Source organism: Mesorhizobium sp. P2_D1 (assembly GCF_056404455.1).
This window is the reverse complement of the sequence record NZ_JBFUDZ010000085.1, coordinates 1-16,639: the sequence shown is the minus strand read 5'-3', so window position 1 is coordinate 16,639 and position 16,639 is coordinate 1. Positions and strand designations below refer to the sequence as shown.

12 protein-coding genes are annotated in these 16,639 nt (G+C 59.3%); 8 read left to right on the top strand and 4 right to left on the bottom strand.

From position 1 onward, the window contains the following. Positions 1 to 1,859 (bottom strand): DUF5801 repeats-in-toxin domain-containing protein (locus AC1D0I_RS31035; RefSeq protein ID WP_477399907.1); only part of this gene is annotated, 1,859 nt, incomplete at its 3' end. Between the two features lie 306 nt (positions 1,860 to 2,165). Continuing rightward, a complete protein-coding gene (locus AC1D0I_RS31030; RefSeq protein WP_477399905.1) occupies positions 2,166 to 2,804 on the bottom strand; it encodes a response regulator transcription factor in 639 nt (212 codons plus the stop codon). A gap of 355 nt (positions 2,805 to 3,159) precedes the next feature. Between AC1D0I_RS31030 and AC1D0I_RS31025 the strand changes: the two genes are divergently transcribed. The 5 genes from AC1D0I_RS31025 to AC1D0I_RS31005 all read left to right on the top strand — a co-directional run bounded on the left by AC1D0I_RS31025 (position 3,160) and on the right by AC1D0I_RS31005 (position 9,743). Next, a complete protein-coding gene (locus AC1D0I_RS31025) occupies positions 3,160 to 5,325 on the top strand; it encodes an adenylate/guanylate cyclase domain-containing protein (protein ID WP_477399903.1) in 2,166 nt (721 codons plus the stop codon). A gap of 596 nt (positions 5,326 to 5,921) precedes the next feature. Next, positions 5,922 to 6,728, top strand: a complete 807-nt coding sequence (locus AC1D0I_RS31020) for a hypothetical protein (protein ID WP_477399901.1) — start codon at positions 5,922 to 5,924, stop codon at positions 6,726 to 6,728. Positions 6,729 to 7,168: 440 nt separating this feature from the next. Beyond that, positions 7,169 to 7,807, top strand: coding sequence for a hypothetical protein (locus AC1D0I_RS31015; protein ID WP_477399899.1), 639 nt, complete (start codon positions 7,169 to 7,171; stop codon positions 7,805 to 7,807). After that, positions 7,804 to 8,502, top strand: a complete 699-nt coding sequence (locus tag AC1D0I_RS31010) for a hypothetical protein (protein WP_477399897.1) — start codon at positions 7,804 to 7,806, stop codon at positions 8,500 to 8,502. Before AC1D0I_RS31015 ends, AC1D0I_RS31010 begins: the two co-directional genes overlap by 4 nt. A gap of 140 nt (positions 8,503 to 8,642) precedes the next feature. Next, positions 8,643 to 9,743 (top strand): glycosyltransferase family 9 protein, encoded by a 1,101-nt coding sequence (locus tag AC1D0I_RS31005; protein ID WP_477399896.1) that lies wholly within the window; start codon positions 8,643 to 8,645, stop codon positions 9,741 to 9,743. Between the two features lie 194 nt (positions 9,744 to 9,937). On the opposite strand, the gene AC1D0I_RS31000 is transcribed toward AC1D0I_RS31005, so the two are convergent. Continuing rightward, positions 9,938 to 11,860 carry a sensor histidine kinase gene (locus AC1D0I_RS31000; RefSeq protein WP_477399894.1) on the bottom strand — a complete coding sequence of 641 codons (1,923 nt, stop codon included), beginning with the start codon at positions 11,858 to 11,860 and terminating at the stop codon, positions 9,938 to 9,940. A 376-nt stretch (positions 11,861 to 12,236) separates the two neighbouring features. On the opposite strand from AC1D0I_RS31000, the gene AC1D0I_RS30995 reads away from it, so the two are divergent. Continuing rightward, positions 12,237 to 13,163, top strand: a complete 927-nt coding sequence (locus AC1D0I_RS30995; protein WP_477399892.1) for a cation diffusion facilitator family transporter — start codon at positions 12,237 to 12,239, stop codon at positions 13,161 to 13,163. 48 nt (positions 13,164 to 13,211) lie between these two features. Here AC1D0I_RS30995 and AC1D0I_RS30990 read toward each other — a convergent pair whose 3' ends face one another. Then, the gene (locus tag AC1D0I_RS30990) at positions 13,212 to 14,087 is read right to left on the bottom strand and encodes a hypothetical protein (RefSeq protein ID WP_477300209.1); all 876 of its coding nucleotides are present in this window, start codon (positions 14,085 to 14,087) and stop codon (positions 13,212 to 13,214) included. Positions 14,088 to 14,497: 410 nt separating this feature from the next. Here AC1D0I_RS30990 and AC1D0I_RS30985 point away from each other — a divergent pair, with 410 nt between their 5' ends. Beyond that, a complete protein-coding gene (locus tag AC1D0I_RS30985) occupies positions 14,498 to 15,076 on the top strand; it encodes a VIT1/CCC1 transporter family protein (protein WP_477399890.1) in 579 nt (192 codons plus the stop codon). A gap of 178 nt (positions 15,077 to 15,254) precedes the next feature. Beyond that, a partial coding sequence (locus tag AC1D0I_RS30980; protein WP_477399888.1) for an Orn/Lys/Arg decarboxylase N-terminal domain-containing protein occupies positions 15,255 to 16,639 on the top strand: 1,385 nt, incomplete at its 3' end.

Genomic DNA, 16,639 nt, shown 5'->3' with positions numbered 1-16,639 from the left:
ATACCGGTCGAACTGGTCGCTGTGTCGCCGTCACCGTCGGTGACCGTCACCACCGCCAGCAAGGCGCTGTCGGTGATGTTCACCGTTTCGTCGTGGCTGGCGCCCGGGGTCGGATGAAGGATCGAGGCATACTGCGCCACGCTGACGACGCCGGTCGTGCTGTTGATCGCGACAGCGAACGCCGCCGCCCCACCGGCGCCGCCGATGCGGCCGACCACCAGAYCGCCTTCCTTGAACAGGAAGATGCTGGTACCGGCGGTCGTGTCGAGGCCGGAATCCACGCCGGCGGCGGAGACCGCCAGCGAGAATGCCGTCGTGCCGCCTTCCTGGTCGGCGCCGAACGAGCTTCCGGTGGARSTCACCACCGCGCCTGGGTCCTGCGCGTAGCCGGTCGGGCTCAGGTCGGAGCTGACRTTGCTGACGCCCGCAAACAACGCGACAACCGCTGGTGCCGTGGTGTCGTCGGCATCTGCCTGGACGCCYGCRGTCTCGTCATGCGCCACCGTGGGAGCGCCCTGGACGATGCCCGCCGTCGGGCCGTCATCTTCGATCACGATCTGCTGGCCGACGAACTCCGAGGCGGAGTTGGATGTAACGATGCCGAAGCCGCCGATGTCGAAAGTGTTGTTGTCGTTGCTGGGATCGCTATCCGCGTTGCTGATGTTTTCGATCAGCACCCGATTATGGTTTCCGCTTGTCGTCCACTGTACCGTGTCGCCGCTGCTTAGGCCTGTGATGATCAAGTCGCCGTTGGCGTCGATCGAGGCGGCCGGAGTATATTGCGTATTGCCTGTCTTGACGACGACGTTGGTCAGCGAGAACGATGTGATGGCGACGTGCGTGTCGTTGGTGAGTCCGTCGACGAAACCCACTCCCGACTCCGCGGCGGTGGTGAAGGCAGAGATCTTGACGGTCACGGGTCCGATGCCCGGATTGGTCTGGTTGACGGTGAAGGATGCTGCCGTCGCACTGACGACATTCTGGAAGTCGATGTTGGCTTCGACATCGGCCTCGTTCTGGTCCAGATTCGGCACGAGGAAGTTCGTGTTCGTGCCCGAGACGTAGGTGATGTAGGCCCCCTCGGTAGGGTTGATCGCGTTGCCGTTGACGCCGAACGAGGTGGTGCTGCCGGCCTGGCTGATATTGAGCACATCCTTGGTCGAGATGTTTCCGCCCTGGGACTGATTCAAGGGATCTTTCCCTATCACCACGATCTGGGTGGAGTTTGGATCGCCGAAGGTCATGAACAGGTTGCTGCCGGAGGGCGCTCCGGCAAAGCCGAAGTTGAGCGTCTCGCTCGCCGCAAGCTTGAGGGTGTTGCCGAGATCGACCGCGTCATCCGGGTTGGGGTTGCCGCCATGGAAGATCGGAACATAGGTGACGATGTTGAAGGTCACCTGGTCGCTGGTCGCGCCGGCGTTGATCACGTCCTGCTTGAAGACGACGAAGGCGATCGCGTCCAGATTGTTGACAATACCGTTGCCATCGCTGTCATAGCGACCGATCACGGTGTTGTTCCCATCGGCGAAGAGCAGGATATCCTTGCCGTTGAGGGTGTTGAGCCCGCTATCGTCGCCATTGAGGGTGCCGCCGTTGCCGTCGGTGAACGTAGTGCCGACGAGCTGGGAGCCGGCGGTGGCGTTGACGGTGACCGAGTTCGTCTTGGTCGCGACGCCGATGCTGGCCGGGAACGCGGAATTCAGCCCGAGAGTTGATTCGAGATAGGTCCGGAACGAGGCCGGCAAAGCGGAGTACGCGACATCGGTGTCCGTAAAGGCATCGTCGACGTTGTCGCCGGTTTGCAGCCCGGTGGTCTGGTCGTTGACGGCCTCGTCGTTGAGAATAAAGCTGATGGTCATTGCTGTGCTCCCCTATCACGTGATGGGGGCCCAGCCCCCAGATGCCGATGCACCCACCCAGCGCATCCTCTGGCCCACTGAATCTGCGGCCTTCAATCCTTCAACTTGCCGCCAATGAAGTGGGCGCGTCCATTCCCGGTTCGATAGGGTTTTGATGAATGTCCGTACCTGATCGAACGATATATATCCTTCGATAGATCAGGCCGGCGCAGGCGGGGCAGGCGATCGCTCTGGCATCGAGGCCGATACGTCAGGTGGCTTTGCGGTCTGTTGCCGCACCATGTCGATGCCAGCAGAAAGCGGTGATCAGAGCAGGCCGGTTCCTGGACGCTCGGGGCCCTTGCCATGCGCCACCCAGGCCAGTTCGGCCCGGCCGTCGAGATGCAGCTTCTCGTAGACATGATGCAGGTGCATCTTCACCGTGCCTTCGGATACATGCAGCCGTTGCGCGATCGTCTTGTTGCGCAACCCGCGCGAGACGAGATCGGCGATTTCGGTCTCCCGCCCGGTGAGCCTGGACGTCGGTTGGTGCTGCGGTTCTGGCATCAGCAGTTGCTGGACGATCTTGTTGTCGATCCATTTCTTGCCTGCCGCCACCGCATTCACGCATTCGAGAAGATAGCGATGGCTGATGCCGTCCAGAAGCAGACCGTCGCCGTCAAGCGCCTGGATTTCCTTGATGTCGAGCCTGCCGTTCGGCTGCACGATGAAGATGATGCCGAGAGCGCTGTCGCGGGCCTTCAGCCGGGAGGAAATACCGGCCATGCGCGGGTCCGCGATATCCAGGCCGACGATGACGATATCGGGCCGATGGCGCTCCACATTGGGGACGATGTCGACAGGGCGGCGGCACTGGGCGACGACATCGTGCCCAGCCTTCCGCAGAACCCATTCCAGACCGGCGAGATACACCCCCCGCGGGTCCGCGACAACCAAGGTCGACATGCGAACACCGTCCGGAAACGCAACAAACTTGTTTCAATACCCGGCAAGTCAGGAAACCAGAGGTTAGGCATTTTGTCAAGCAATCACTAATATAGTTAATGCTATAATATCAACCCGAGGCTGTCGAGCCTGCCCGAGCGGACACGGCCGCAGGGCTGTAGACCAGGCTGACGCCGCCGGATTGTGCGGCAGTGCATTCCGACCGACGACGATGGGGGGCCGAGGTCGTGGACGCTATGCTCGCAACCGCTGCCACAACTCCCCATGAGTTCGCAGCGCAGTTCATGTCTGGAGAGGTCGGTCGTTTCAATTCGGTATCACCAGGTCTATACTTCACGGGGGACAGGCCAGATCGATGGACCGTAAGCTTTCCGCCATTCTCGCTGCCGATGTCGTGGGCTATTCCGCCCAGATGGAACGCGACGAGGCCGGCACGTTCGAGCGCCTCCGTGCTCGACGCAAGGACCTGTTCGAGCCTGAGATTGCCCGCCATCACGGCCACATCTTCAAGCTGATGGGCGATGGACTGCTGGCCGAATTCGGCAGCGTCGTGGACGCGGTCGAATGTGCCGTGTCGTTGCAGCAAGCCCTGGCCGAACGCAACGCCGCCGTTTCCGAGGATCATCGGATTCGCGTCAGGATCGGGATCAATCTCGGCGAGGTGATTGTCGAGGGCGAGGACCGATATGGCGAGGGCGTCAACGTCGCTGCCAGGCTCCAACAACTAGCGGAACCTGGCGGCATCTGTGTCTCGGAAAAGGTCGCAAAAGAGGTTGAGAAGAAATTGGCTTTCGGCTTTGAGCCGATGGGCCAACAGAAGCTGAAGAACATCGCCGAACCGGTGCAGGCGTACCGGGTGCTGCTTGATCCCGCAGCGGCGGGAAAGCCCATGGCCGTCAATCGACCCCCACGCTACAGGCGCAATCTGGCCGTCGCTGTTGGGGTCCTTGTTGTCGCAGTCGGCCTTGCAGCAGCGTGGTGGCGACCGTGGGAGCCACCGCTTCATCCCACCGCTCTGACGGCCAATGCGAAAGCCGACACCCGACCATCCCTCGTCGTGCTTCCATTTGACAATCTCAGCGACGACAAGGCGCAAGGATATCTGGCTGACGGTTTCACCGAAGACCTGACCACAGAACTTGCACGCGTGCCCGGCCTGTTCGTCGTATCGCGAAACGCGGCTTCCGCCTACAAGGGCACGGAGACAAAACCCGCCGAGGTCGCCGCGGCGCTTGGTGTCCGGTACATACTGGAGGGCTCGATACGTCGGGTCGGCGACGACATGCGTATCAACGCGCAATTGATCGACGGCTCGACCACCGGTCATCTCTGGGCAGAACGTTTCGACGGCCAGTGGACGGATGTGTTTGCGCTGCAGGACAAGGTCGTCGTCAGCATCGCAGGCGCGCTCAAGCTTCGTCTTATCAGCGCCCAGGGCAAGGCAGATGTCGCGGGCGGCACGCGCAATCCTGCGGCCTACGAAGCTTACCTCCAGGGCATGGAAATCTACAATCGTCGCAATACTCCAGACGAGTTTGCGCAGGCGGTGCGGTTTTTCCAGCAGGCGCTGGAACTCGATCCGAATTTCGGCGCGGCGGCAGCCTCGCTCGCATGGGCCTATTGGGACATGGACGGGCCGCGGGGCCAAGCTTTGACCGTTTCGGACATCGGTGCACTGTACAACGTCTACAAGTACCTTGGGGAGGCGGCCAAGCATCCTTCGCCGTCCTACTATCAGCTCGTCGCCAGTTTGCTGGTTCGCGAGCACCGGTCCGACGAGGCAGTCGCGCTTATGTTCAAGGCAGTGGCGCTCGACCCGAGCGATCCCCTGAACTATGTCGGGCTGGCAGAAGCCCTGAATTTCAATGGCAGGCCGGACGAGGCGCGCGACTATCTCGTCCCGGCCAACCGTGTCGATCCTGGCGGCAATGACCATCGGCACTACCAGGCCGGGCTGGCTGAATTTGGCGAGGGTCGTTTCGAGGAAGCCGTCGACTACCTTGAAAGGATCGATCTCCAATCGCCCGATCCATGGCCGAAATTCTACGGCCTGCAGGTTTTGGTTTCGGCCTACGCACATCTCGGGCGCAGTGACCAGGTCGCGGCCTATAGTGACAGGCTAAGGAACGTCATGCTGGAACGAAAGGATGGAGGGGCAAATCAACTGGTCACGCAGAGGTATTTCGTGTTCAAGAACCCGGCTGACATCGGGCGTCTGCTGGACGGCCTGGACAAGGCCGGTCTGCCGGAGTTGCCGGAAGCGGTCGATCTGGATGCGAAGGACCGGCTTACCGGTTCGGAGATCAAGTCGCTCATCCTCGGTCGTGACCTGCGCGGGGGAGGCGCATGGATAGACAAAGGAACCAGCTGGGTGCAGCAGAACTTCCTGTGCGATGCCATTCCGAAAGTCCAGACAACCTGCGGCGCGATCTTCCGCAATCCTGCCGGGACGCCGGAGCAACGCAACGAGTATACGGCAGTCTTCCGTTTCGATCGTTTTGAGTTCTCGGCCGTCAAATAAGACCGCCCGGGACCTGCCGGCGAATATAAGAGCGGTTCGCGATTTGCTCCTACAGGCCAAAGGTCGCGTTCAAGTCACCTTGTGCCTGCAATGGCATGGTTCGTCCGGCGCGTTGAAAACGATGTTAGTGTGCGAGCGAGGCATAGTGAAAATGGGGAAGGTCTCATGAGTTTCGATGATATCGACCTCAATTTGCTCAGAGTGTTCGATGTGATGATGCGTGAAAGAAGCGTAACGCGCGCAGCCAGCGAATTAGGACTTGTGAGCAGATTGCCCGCATACTCGACAGCCAAGCGCCGCCGGTGAGTTAATCGCTTGCTCGTCTACGGTTAAGCAAGGCCGTTTAGCCCACCTCCCAACAAGGTCGCCGTTATCATAGCGGAGGCCTCACCGTATTCTATGCGAGCTGCGACCGAGTACATAAGGACTCCCATGACTTCAACCGCAGCTATTGCGGCAAGGCAATCCTGAGTTGACCACGGCCGATGCCGGGTCGGAGACCGATGCGCCGGGATTTGGCAGCAAGCGGCGGCATTTCCAAATGTGCTTGTGGGCGGATTTGGGCTGTTTTATGTATGGCTTCAATAGGAGACGATATGAGTGTTCCAAATGTTGATCAAACTATAACCGCAGGAAAGCTGGCGGAATTTGTAGCGAAGTCCGTAGAGGCCGCGCGCGCGGTGGAAGGGCCATTTTACCATCTCGAGTTCGACCGGGTCTTTCCGGAGGATGTTTATAAATCCATGCTGGCGGCGCTGCCGGTGTACGCGGATTACCGACCGATGCACGGCCGGTCCAAACAGCGGGATGCGATGGGTGCGTCCACGCGGGTGAAGATTGATCTCTTTCCGGAAAACATCCGACATCTGCCGTCGGCGAAGCGGACGGTGTGGAACGTGGTTGGCAAAGCGCTTTGTTCCGAGCCGGTGAAGAACGCTTTCCGTCGCCGACTGGCACCGGCGATGGGGCGACGGTTCGGGCCCGGCTTGGCCGAGGTGGGCATGTTTCCAATCCCCATCCTAACGCGTGACATTCCGGGCTACGAAATTCCGCCGCACACGGATACACATTGGAAGGGCATCACGGTGCAGCTTTACCTGCCACCAGACGAGGCGCACACCAACATCGGGACGATCTTTCACGAGGAGTTGCCGGGCGGCGGGCTGGCGAAAAAGATGCAGATGCGTTTCGCGCCGAACACAGGCTATGCTTTCGCGGTAGACAAGGACACGTGGCACTCGGCGGACATAGTGGGGCCGGAAGTGGCAACACGGGACAGCATCCTGCTGACGTATTTTGTGGATAGCGGGTTGCTGCGCATCCTGCGTAACCGGGGGAAACGGGTGGGCAACTTTATCGGCAACGAGATCCGGAATTTGGGCTGGTTCATACCGGGCACATGAGTTGGTAGCCGCGTTTTATGTCGAAGACCGAGGATCGCCGACTGATGCCTGAACCGACAACGGGAAGCCGCGAGTGGCTCGACCGGCTTGACCAGCAGGACATCTCCGACTTCGCCGCCATCCACGGCGACGAAATCATCACCAAGCCCGGTTGTTCATCGGGCCGGGCTCGTTCAGCCGGCGCGCCGCGAAGACGCGCCCGAGGGGCGCCGCCGGCGGTTCATTGGCAGGCGTGGGGTGGGAGTGACTTGTGGCACTGTACTTCGGTCTTCCGCTTGCCGTGCTGCCATGCTTAATTCGAGTAAATTCACATCAAATTATAGAGTTGCCACGTGATACCAATCTACATTGGATATGATCCACGCGAATCCCGAGTTCTGGACGTAGCGCGATGGAGCGCCTACCGGCGGACAAGCACGCCGTTGCAGATACAGCCACTCGTGCTCAAAGACCTTGAAGCGCAAGGAATCATGAAGCGACCGATGGTGGTACGTGATGGCAAGCTCTGGTGCCCGATTTCCGAGGCACCGATGTCGACCGAGTTTGCCATATCGCGCTTTGCCGTTCCGTTCATGAGGCAAGGCGGCTGGGCCATGTTCTGCGATTGTGACGTCCTGTTTCTGAAGGATCCAGTCAAGCTGCTCGACCTGGTCGATCCTTCCTACGCGATTATGGCGGTCAAGCACCAGCAACGCGAATCCGAAGCGGTCAAGATGGACGGACAAACGCAGACGTTCTATCGCCGCAAAAACTGGTCGTCGGTCGTTTTGTGGAATCTGGATCATCCGGCCAACAAACGGCTGACCAACGAGATGCTCAATACGTGGCCCGGACGTGACCTCCACGCCTTCAAATGGCTTGAGGACCATGAGATCGGGGAATTGCCCCTGGCATGGAACTACCTCGTAGGGGCTTCGGCTACCGAACTCGACCCCGCCGACGTTTCGCTGGCGCACTACACGCTCGGCGGTCCTTGGTTTGCGGGCTGGTCCGGCGCCACGCAATGGGACGACTTGTGGAGCCGAGAAGAGAGCATTCTGCGCGCGTTTGAGGAACATGCGGTTCAGATTCCCGCATGAAAACTCCGCTTTCGGACCTCTTGCCAACCTTCTCAAAGCCAATTCTTCGCTTGCCCAGTGTCACCGGTCCCGCCTTGGTGATGGGGGCAGCGCCGAATTTTCGCCTCCCGCAGGGGCATGATGCCGATTGGGGACTGGTGACGGTCAATGCTTCCCAGCTTTTGGCGGAAACCTTCGGTCTCCCAGTTCCCGACATCGCCGTGCTCCGCCGCGGCATTTTGGTCGGCCGGGACGAGCAGGATTTTTACAAGCGCGATTTGTTGAAAGGACGGCAGGCAAAGCATCTTATCATCCCGATTTGGCCGGACGTTGAAGACAAGCTGATAGCCGGTTGTCGCACCTTTGATTATCGCTATGACACCTTGCAGGCGCTTACAAGATGGCAGCTTGCCAACATCGTCTGGCGGCTTAGCGGCAAATATCATGTGTCGCGCGGCTGGCACCGGAAAATCTCAACCGGAGCCTTCGCGATCATGCTGGCGCGTTTCGCCGGTTTCGCTCCTGTTGTCGTCAGCGGGTTTTCCCTGTCCCAAGCCGGGCATGGATACGACACCCGAAATGCCTTTCGATATCATGCCGACGAAGATGCGGATTTGCTTCGACGGGTGGTGAAAAGAGGCGAGCCAATCTACGCAGAGGATAGAGACTTCGCTGCAGAAAGTGGATTGCCCTTGTGGCAGGGACAGATGCCATGACGACGACAGACGACCTTGCTTCGCTGTTGAAAAGAGGGATATCCATTAGCCGGAACCGTGAGCTCGATTGGACGTTGGGCGCCCACCAATGACCAATTTGACCCGCCGCCCTTCGTGAGGTCGATGTGCTGAATATCTCGATGGCTGATCGGCTGGCTATCAAGTCCATTCTCGTTATTCAGACGAAGTTCATCGGGGATGTCATTCTGACCTCGGCGCTCGTGCGAAATCTGCGCCTCGCTTACCCAAACGCTGCGATAGCCATGCTTTGCGCTTCTGGCCTGCGAGACTTCGTAGTCAGCCAGAATATCGCAGACGTGGCCATCGGATTCGACCGTCGAGGTGCTGGTAGAAGTCTGCCTCAGCGAGTGAAGGAATATTCAGGCTTGGTCGCTGACCTGCGCCGCCGAAAATTCGATCTCACCATTGACGTAACCGACTCGAAGACATCACGGATATTGCACAGGTCAATCGGCGCCCCCCTGCGCGTTGGATACAATCCCCCGGAAAAGCCCATGAAATTTTGGGAAGTTCAGCCTGCTAATATATTTGCTGAAACGTTCGGCCATGGAGGCGCGCACTACTTGTACCGATATCTGTCCCCGCTTGAAGCGCTTGGGATAGAATTGCGAGAAGTGACACCGAGGCTTGAACCCACACCAGTCGGGCGAAGCGCATCTACCCAGATTCTGGCGCAAAGCAATCTGGCCGTAAAGGCTTTCGTCGCAGTACACGCTGGAGCAAGGTTCGAAGGGCGGTGTTGGCAACCTGAACGGTTCGCTGCAGTAATCGACGAGGTTTATGCAACCAAGGGCCTGCGGTCATTGCTGATTGGTGGACCTGATGAGAGCGCGACCGCGCAAGCTATATTGAATGCGGCAGCGTCGCCATTGGTGAGCGTTGTTGGCAAAGCCTCGCTTGAGACACTAACAGCATTGCTTTCGGATGCATTTATCTTTCTGGGAAACGAGAGCGGCCCAATGCACGTGGCTGCGTCAGTCGGAACTCCGGTTGTGGGCCTGTATGGCCTGACGCCCCCCGACATCTGGGGGCCTTTTGGGGTGCTTCACCGCACCGTTGAGCCGCCGTTGCCTTGCCAGTGTGTTGCGCCCGGATTGTGCAAACCCGACAACCCGGGCGGCGTCTACTGCGTTCATCGACTACCAGTTGCCAAGGTTGCTCAAGCGACACGAGACTTGATAGACGCAGTGAGACAACTGGCCAATAAGACGGCCAATTGACCTCCAGCCATGACCGGCCCGCTTGAAACCGTGAAGAAGGCCCTGCAGGCCTATGTCGACAAGGATCGTGCACGTCCGGCGACGTCAGCTTCCAGACGCTAACGCGACCTTGTGCGCTCACCGATCAATGCCGCTTCGCCTCGGGCGCTGGCCTTGCTACCCAGCTAAACGCTTGGCAGAAATTAGATTGCCAACTATCGAACAAGAGGAAGTCTAATCCGGAACGACGCACCACCGTGATCCTGATTTTTCGCACGCATCAGCCCACCGTGCGCCTCGACAATGTTGCGCGCGATGGATAGCCCCATGCCCATGCCTTCCGCCTTGGTGGTGAAAAACGGTTCGAAGACCTGTTCTAATTTGTCGTCGGGAATGCCCGGTCCGCTATCAGACACGGACAGCTCGGCAAACTCTTGGTCGCGCGAAGTCCGGATGCTGATGATGCGATTTTCGCTCGGCGTCTCCTTCATCGCGTCGATCCCGTTCACCACAAGGTTCAGAATGACTTGTTGAAGTTGAATGCGGTCGCCGAGTATCGGAAGCGCATCCGGCGTGATCACGCCAAGAAGTTCGACTTTTCGCCCGCGAGCCAACGTCGAAAGAAATTCGACGGTTTCCCGCGCAAGGTCGTTGAGATCGAGACTTTTCAGTTCAAAAGGTACCTTCTTCAGGAGGCTCCGCATCCTCTGGATGACTTCGCTGGCACGCTGGTCATTCTCCAAAATATCGCTCACGATTTCCCCGAGTGCAGCGATATCGGGGCTCGATGATTGCAGGATAAGTTCTGCGGATTCGGCGTGGCTCATTATAGCGCCGAGAGGCTGGTTTATTTCGTGGGCAATTAACATGGTCAGCTCGCCAGCGGTCGAGAAGCGATTGACATGAGCAAGCTCTGCCATGCGCTGCCGCGACTGCACTTCGGCTGCTTGACGCCGACGATGTTCATTCAACAGGATCAGGATAAGCCCGGCCTGTAGCAGAATAGCCGCAGTAATAAGGGAAATTTGCCAGGAATACCGTTCCCACGCCGTTGGCTCCCGAAACAAGACTTCGCCCCCGGGGGGCAGGCGGCTCTCGCTAATGTTCCAGCGCTGCAGCTGTCGCCAATCGTATTTCGGTGCTGAGAATTCGATTGGAGGAACCTTGATGTCACCTGCCTTCTCACCTCCCAATATCCGGACCGCGGCATCCGCCGTCGCTCGGGCACCCTCGGTCGGTGAAGACATCGGGCCGCCAACAGCTTGACCGTTGAAAAGAGACTCGTCGAACGTGAAAATGGGAGCGTTGGCGACCTCATAGATGCGCTTCAATGGATCCTTGTCTCCATAGACGGCACCTGCGCCGTCCACCATCATCTGCTGGTAAAAGATTGCACTGTGGGGCGGCAAACTCGCAACCTTCTTCAGGATCTCCTCGAACGGCCGCTCGTTGTAAAAGATCAATTCAACCTTGTTGTCTAGCAGTGACTTCAGTTCCCGTTGCACGTCGCCGATCCAAAATCGCTCAGGGGGCGAGTTCCCGATTATCATCGCGATGGCCTTCGTCTCCGGCAACAGCCGTAGAATGTTTTCGACAAGGGCGACGTGATCGACGCGCGTGCCAACCACGGCGTCCCGCTCGGACAACATGGATTGTCCAACCCGGCGCACTTCGACAGCCGCAAGCAGCATCGGCGTTGTCGGAAATAGGTCTATTCTCCGTTTCTGGACGAAGCGAGCCGCGGGTGCACCTATTGCGACGATCAAATCGAGCCGTCGTGTTGCGTAGAGCGCCTTGAGATATTCACCAAATTTGGCCTCAGCAGCGTCGTCGCCATCCCGAGCCGTGACGAGGGAATCTTCTTGGATGTCCAGCGGCCAAGGCGACTGTTGGTTCAGTTCATCGCGGATTTCCCTGGCCCATGTGGCCCACGGCTGGAAACCCCGGCCATACGAATATAGGAACAGGATTTCCTTCGGCTGAACGGAAGGCTCGCCAGACCTAGGCTGAGCGGCAGTCTCGCCAATCGAGACCAAAAGAATGACGGCGGTGGCGATCCACCTATTGACCAGCCAATTCATCATCAATGAGCCCGATGCGACTACACGGCCTCTATCGGTGGCGATCAGTCCATCCATGGTTTGCGGGCGCCCGATTGGAGCATCCAAGGTGCCTGACATCCACCCGATGACGAGCCAGTAGAGCCTAGACTGCCGTTATTGGTGGGGATTAGCAAGATGAGCCTGGCCATGTGGGCTGGCCGCACCAACCGAGACCGCAGTAGGTCAAGAAATCCCTTGCCAGCGAGGAGCCGTCCACACATGCCCGAAGTGATCTGGTGGATGAGGCCGCAACAGCGATGCTTGCACTGGGCGAGGCGCTGTCCCGGGGGGGTGATCTGCTTGGCAGCTTGGGAAACGACCGCCAGTTTGCGGTCAGGCCACGGCCACTGCAGGTACTATTGCGATAGCGCCGGTTGCATGTACGATGTTGCTGAGGCTTTCAGAGGGCAAGATGTTGACCGAGCAGGGCTTCCTCCGAGCCTCGATTGTCGCGACGGTAGGCGTCGCGGCGTTCGGAGTCGTCTTCGGCCTGCTGTCCGGGTCGTTCTCCATCGCTTTTGATGGCGCCTATTCTCTTGTCGATGCCGGAATGACGATTTTGGCGCTTTGGGTATCGAGCCTGATCGTACGATCGGCAAAGGCCGACGCGCTGTCGGGCAGGCTGCGCAATCGATTCACGATGGGGTTCTGGCACCTGGAGCCTATTGTGTTGGGCCTTAACGGCACCTTGCTGATGACGGTCGCTACCTACGCCCTCATCAACGCCGTGATCACCATTGTGTACGGCGGCAACGAGCTGCGCTTCGGTGTCGCCGTCGTCTACGCCGCAATCACGTTGGTGGTCTGTATAGCCATGGCTATGGCCGGTGCGCGGGCAAACAGGAGACTGCGGTCAGACTTCGTTGCCCTGGACGTTAAAGCCTGGACGATGTCGGCGGGAATAACCTCGGCACTTCTGATCGCATTCCTGATCGGACAGGCGGCGGGCGGAACGCCGCTTGGCTGGATCTCTCCATACGTGGACCCTGTCGTACTGGCGCTGGTCTGCCTCGTGATCATTCCTATTCCCGTCGGGGCGGTGCGCAAGGCCCTGTCCGAGATCCTGCTCATCACCCCCGTGGATCTCAAGGCCCACGTCGATCGGGTGGCCGCCGAAATAATGCAGCGCGAGGGGTTCCTGTCCTATCGGGCATACGTCGCCAAGGTCGGGCGGGCCACGCAGATAGAGCTTTACTTCATCGTGCCGAAGGACTTGCCCCCGAGGACCATCGAGGAGTGGGACCGCACCCGCGACCAGATCGGCGCGGCCATCGGGGACGAAGGCCGCAATCGGTGGCTGACCATCGCCTTTACCGCTGACGTCAACTGGGCGGAGTGAAAGCCGGATGGCGCGCCAGACCGATGTCGGGCATCGCGTTGTGCCAGGTCAGCCCCGCACCTTCCGGCCCAGGTAGCAAACCTCCTCGTGAAGCTTCGTGTCGCTCGGCTTCATCGGTATCAGCAGGTAGCTATCCTCGGACACCGTCATTGCCTGTCCATTCTGATGGGCGAACGCCTGTCCTTTTGGCAACAGCTTAAAATTGCTTGCCTCACCCGCATACCGGAAGTCGTCGAATTCCTTCGTGACGACGGAATACATCTCGACGATCTCCGCATCGACGGCCGCCGGACGAGGATCGTGCCCGATCATGCCCAGGAGGGACAGCAGAGAAATGGCAGCCCGATAGGCGACATCGTTTGAAGATTTGTCGAAGTGGCTACCGGATTCCAGAGTCGCTGACATTGCGCCTCGCGCATTGGCGTAATTCTCGGTATCGCCGCCGATGGTCCCGCTCGAGAACTTGCTCCAGCCGGTCATCATCTTTGGTATTCCGAGATGCCGATAAAACTCGACGGCGTCTTGCTCGGCGACCAGAAACGGTTCGTTTGCGATCGGCGCGGAATGGAAATCCAGAAAATAGTCGCAGCTCTCCAGCAACGGCTTAAGCTCCTGCGTCCGTTGGAATTCGTAGGAGCCGCGGTCGATCTCTGGTCCATAGTCCTCGCGAAACATGCGGTTCATGTTGTGTTTGACATAGCGGCACTCCGCAGCGATCGCGCGCTCGTTCGCGCGGGCAAGTGTCAGGGAGCCGCGCAGCAAAAGTCTCGTGCCCCCGAAAAGGTCATAGAGGACTTTCTCGATGGCATGAATGCCACTGACCTCGTCTCCATGAATGCCGCAGAACATGACGACCCGCGGGCCAGCCGCGTCGCAGTCTATCCGCACTACGCTCTGAACGTGCGGATCCCTGGAAATCAACATGGACCGCCTCCTGTCGAACTTGCGACGCCATGACGTGTCGAGCTTCGATTCGACTGGGCACTACTGCCGATCGGCCAGTGCAGCAAGGGTCTGGGCTGAAATGCTACTGTAACTTACGTCGATATGGTCCGCGTGCAGGGAAGACCAATCTTGCGGAAATTTGCTGCAAGGTTGACGTTCAGGTCATGACAATCCCAAACTCTGAGACGCTCGGACTGCCACGTCACCCGGTATCGACTGGCGCGAAACTGAAATGCGGGCGCGCAGCGATGGCCGCGATACCCGCAGGCTCCAGCCAGCCGCAGCCAAATCTTCGAGCGAGGTAACCGATGTCCTCTGGACATGCAGTGTCCTCTAGGCGGGTGCTCGAACCCATCGAGCGCATATCCGAAGTGCTTTTCGGATTAATCATGGCATTGGCCTTTACCGGGACTTTGAGTGTTGTAAGTGACGAATCTGAGGTGCGCACCACGCTGGTCGGCGCGCTCGGCTGCAATCTCGCCTGGGGCCTCGTAGATGCCATCATGTATCTGATGGGATGCCTCGCCGACCGGGCCACACAGCGGCGCATAGTTGCCAAAGTGCAGCAAGCCGCCACCGCCGAAGAGGCGAGGACCGCTATCCTGCAGAACCTGCCTTCCGCGGTAGCGTCGGCGTTGACGGACGCCGATCTCGACAGAATGCATGCAGCACTGTTGAAGGAGCGGATGCCAGGCGAGTCGATGGGACTCAAGCGCGAAGACTTGCTGGGTGCGGTCGCCGTCTTCCTTCTCGTTTTCGCCTCGACGATCCCGATCGTAGTGCCTTTCCTGTTCCTGCAGGACGCTTGGACCGCGCTTCGAATCTCCAACGCCATCGCTGTGGCGATGATGTTGTTTGCCGGCTACGCGTTTGGACAACTGACTGGGTACAGACCATGGCTGACTGCCGCTGCCATGGTTCTGCTCGGCTGCTTGCTGGTCGCCCTGACTATCGCGCTGGGCGGATGAGGGCCGGGCGCCGCGATCTTGCCGTGAACAGTGCGTCGGGACCGAGCGCAGATGTAGTACAGTAACATACACCCCGTTCCTTGTTTAGGTCGTCTGACCTGCGCAACAACCTTTGCCGGCGCCGCCATCGAACGGCGTCCAGCAAGATGCTGCGAACGCCAGGCATTGGGAGTGGACGGTGCACGAGGTTGAAGGGTTCCCAATTGCGATCATCGATGAAGATTACGAAGGCAAGAACGCTGCTGGACGGGGCATGCAGCAGCTCGCTGCCGCAATCGAGAAAGAAGGCTTCCGCGTCGTCGGCGGCCTTAACTACGAGGATGCCCGGCGACTTGTCAAAATCTTCAACAACGAATCCTGCTGGCTGATCTCCGTCGACGGATCGGAAGACGTCGCGACGCGATGGCAGGTGCTTGAGGAAGTGCTGGCGGCCAAGCGCAGCCGCAACGAACGCTTGCCGATCTTCCTCTTCGGCGACGAACTCACCGCGGAGATGGTCCCGATCAGCGTGCTGAAGCACGCCAACGCCTTTATGCGGCTCTTCGAGGACTCGCCCGAGTTCATGGCACGAGCGATCGTGCGCGCGGCGCAGCTCTATCTCGAGGGACTTCCCCCGCCGATGTTCAAGGCGCTGATGGAGTATACATTGCAGGCCAGCTACTCCTGGCACACGCCCGGTCACGGCGGCGGCGTCGCGTTCCGCAAGAGCCCGGTCGGGCAACTCTTCTATCAATTCTTCGGCGAGAACACCTTGCGGTCCGATATCTCCGTATCGGTCGGTAAGCTAGGCTCGCTTCTCGACCACACCGGTCCGATCGCCGAAGGCGAGCGCAACGCCGCCCGCATTTTCGGGGCGGACGAGACACTGTTCGTCGTTGGCGGCACGTCGACGGCCAACAAGATCGTCTGGCACGGGACCGTGAGCCGCGGTGACCTGGTCCTGTGCGACCGCAATTGCCACAAGTCGATCCTGCACTCGCTGATCATGACGGGCGCCGTACCGATCTATCTCATCCCGTCGCGCAATGGTCTTGGCATCATCGGCCCGATATCGAGGGACCAGTTCACGCAGCAATCCATCAAGAAAAAGATCGCGGCAAATCCGTTCGCCAAGGGGAGCAATGGCAAGGTCCGCCTAATGGTGATCACGAACTCGACCTATGACGGCCTCTGCTACAATGTTGATGCGATAAAGAAAACGATCGGTAGTTCGGTCGAAGTGCTCCACTTCGATGAGGCCTGGTACGCCTACGCCAATTTCCATGAATTCTACGACGGCTATCACGGCATCTCGTCCGCTGATCCGACCCGATCGCCCAACGCGATCACTTTCGCCACGCATTCGACGCACAAGCTTCTCGCTGCCTGGTCACAGGCGTCGATGATCCACGTCCAGCATGGCGAGAACAAGCGGCTGGACATGGCCCGCTTCAATGATGCCTTCATGATGCACACGTCGACATCTCCGCAATACGGCATCATCGCGTCCTGCGACGTCGCCGCGGCAATGATGGAGCAACCGGCGGGCCGTGCTCTCGTTCCCGGCGGGCCGTGCTCTCGTTC

What these genes read in the sequence shown, in the direction of transcription:
- AC1D0I_RS31030 (WP_477399905.1), bottom strand. Translation starts at nt 2,804, where the DNA reads ATGTCGACCTTGGTTGTCGCGGACCCGCGGGGGGTGTATCTCGCCGGT.
- AC1D0I_RS31025 (WP_477399903.1), top strand. Translation starts at nt 3,160, where the DNA reads ATGGACCGTAAGCTTTCCGCCATTCTCGCTGCCGATGTCGTGGGCTAT.
- AC1D0I_RS31020 (WP_477399901.1), top strand. Translation starts at nt 5,922, where the DNA reads ATGAGTGTTCCAAATGTTGATCAAACTATAACCGCAGGAAAGCTGGCG.
- AC1D0I_RS31010 (WP_477399897.1), top strand. Translation starts at nt 7,804, where the DNA reads ATGAAAACTCCGCTTTCGGACCTCTTGCCAACCTTCTCAAAGCCAATT.
- AC1D0I_RS31005 (WP_477399896.1), top strand. Translation starts at nt 8,643, where the DNA reads ATGGCTGATCGGCTGGCTATCAAGTCCATTCTCGTTATTCAGACGAAG.
- AC1D0I_RS31000 (WP_477399894.1), bottom strand. Translation starts at nt 11,860, where the DNA reads ATGGATGGACTGATCGCCACCGATAGAGGCCGTGTAGTCGCATCGGGC.
- AC1D0I_RS30995 (WP_477399892.1), top strand. Translation starts at nt 12,237, where the DNA reads ATGTTGACCGAGCAGGGCTTCCTCCGAGCCTCGATTGTCGCGACGGTA.
- AC1D0I_RS30990 (WP_477300209.1), bottom strand. Translation starts at nt 14,087, where the DNA reads ATGTTGATTTCCAGGGATCCGCACGTTCAGAGCGTAGTGCGGATAGAC.
- AC1D0I_RS30985 (WP_477399890.1), top strand. Translation starts at nt 14,498, where the DNA reads ATGGCATTGGCCTTTACCGGGACTTTGAGTGTTGTAAGTGACGAATCT.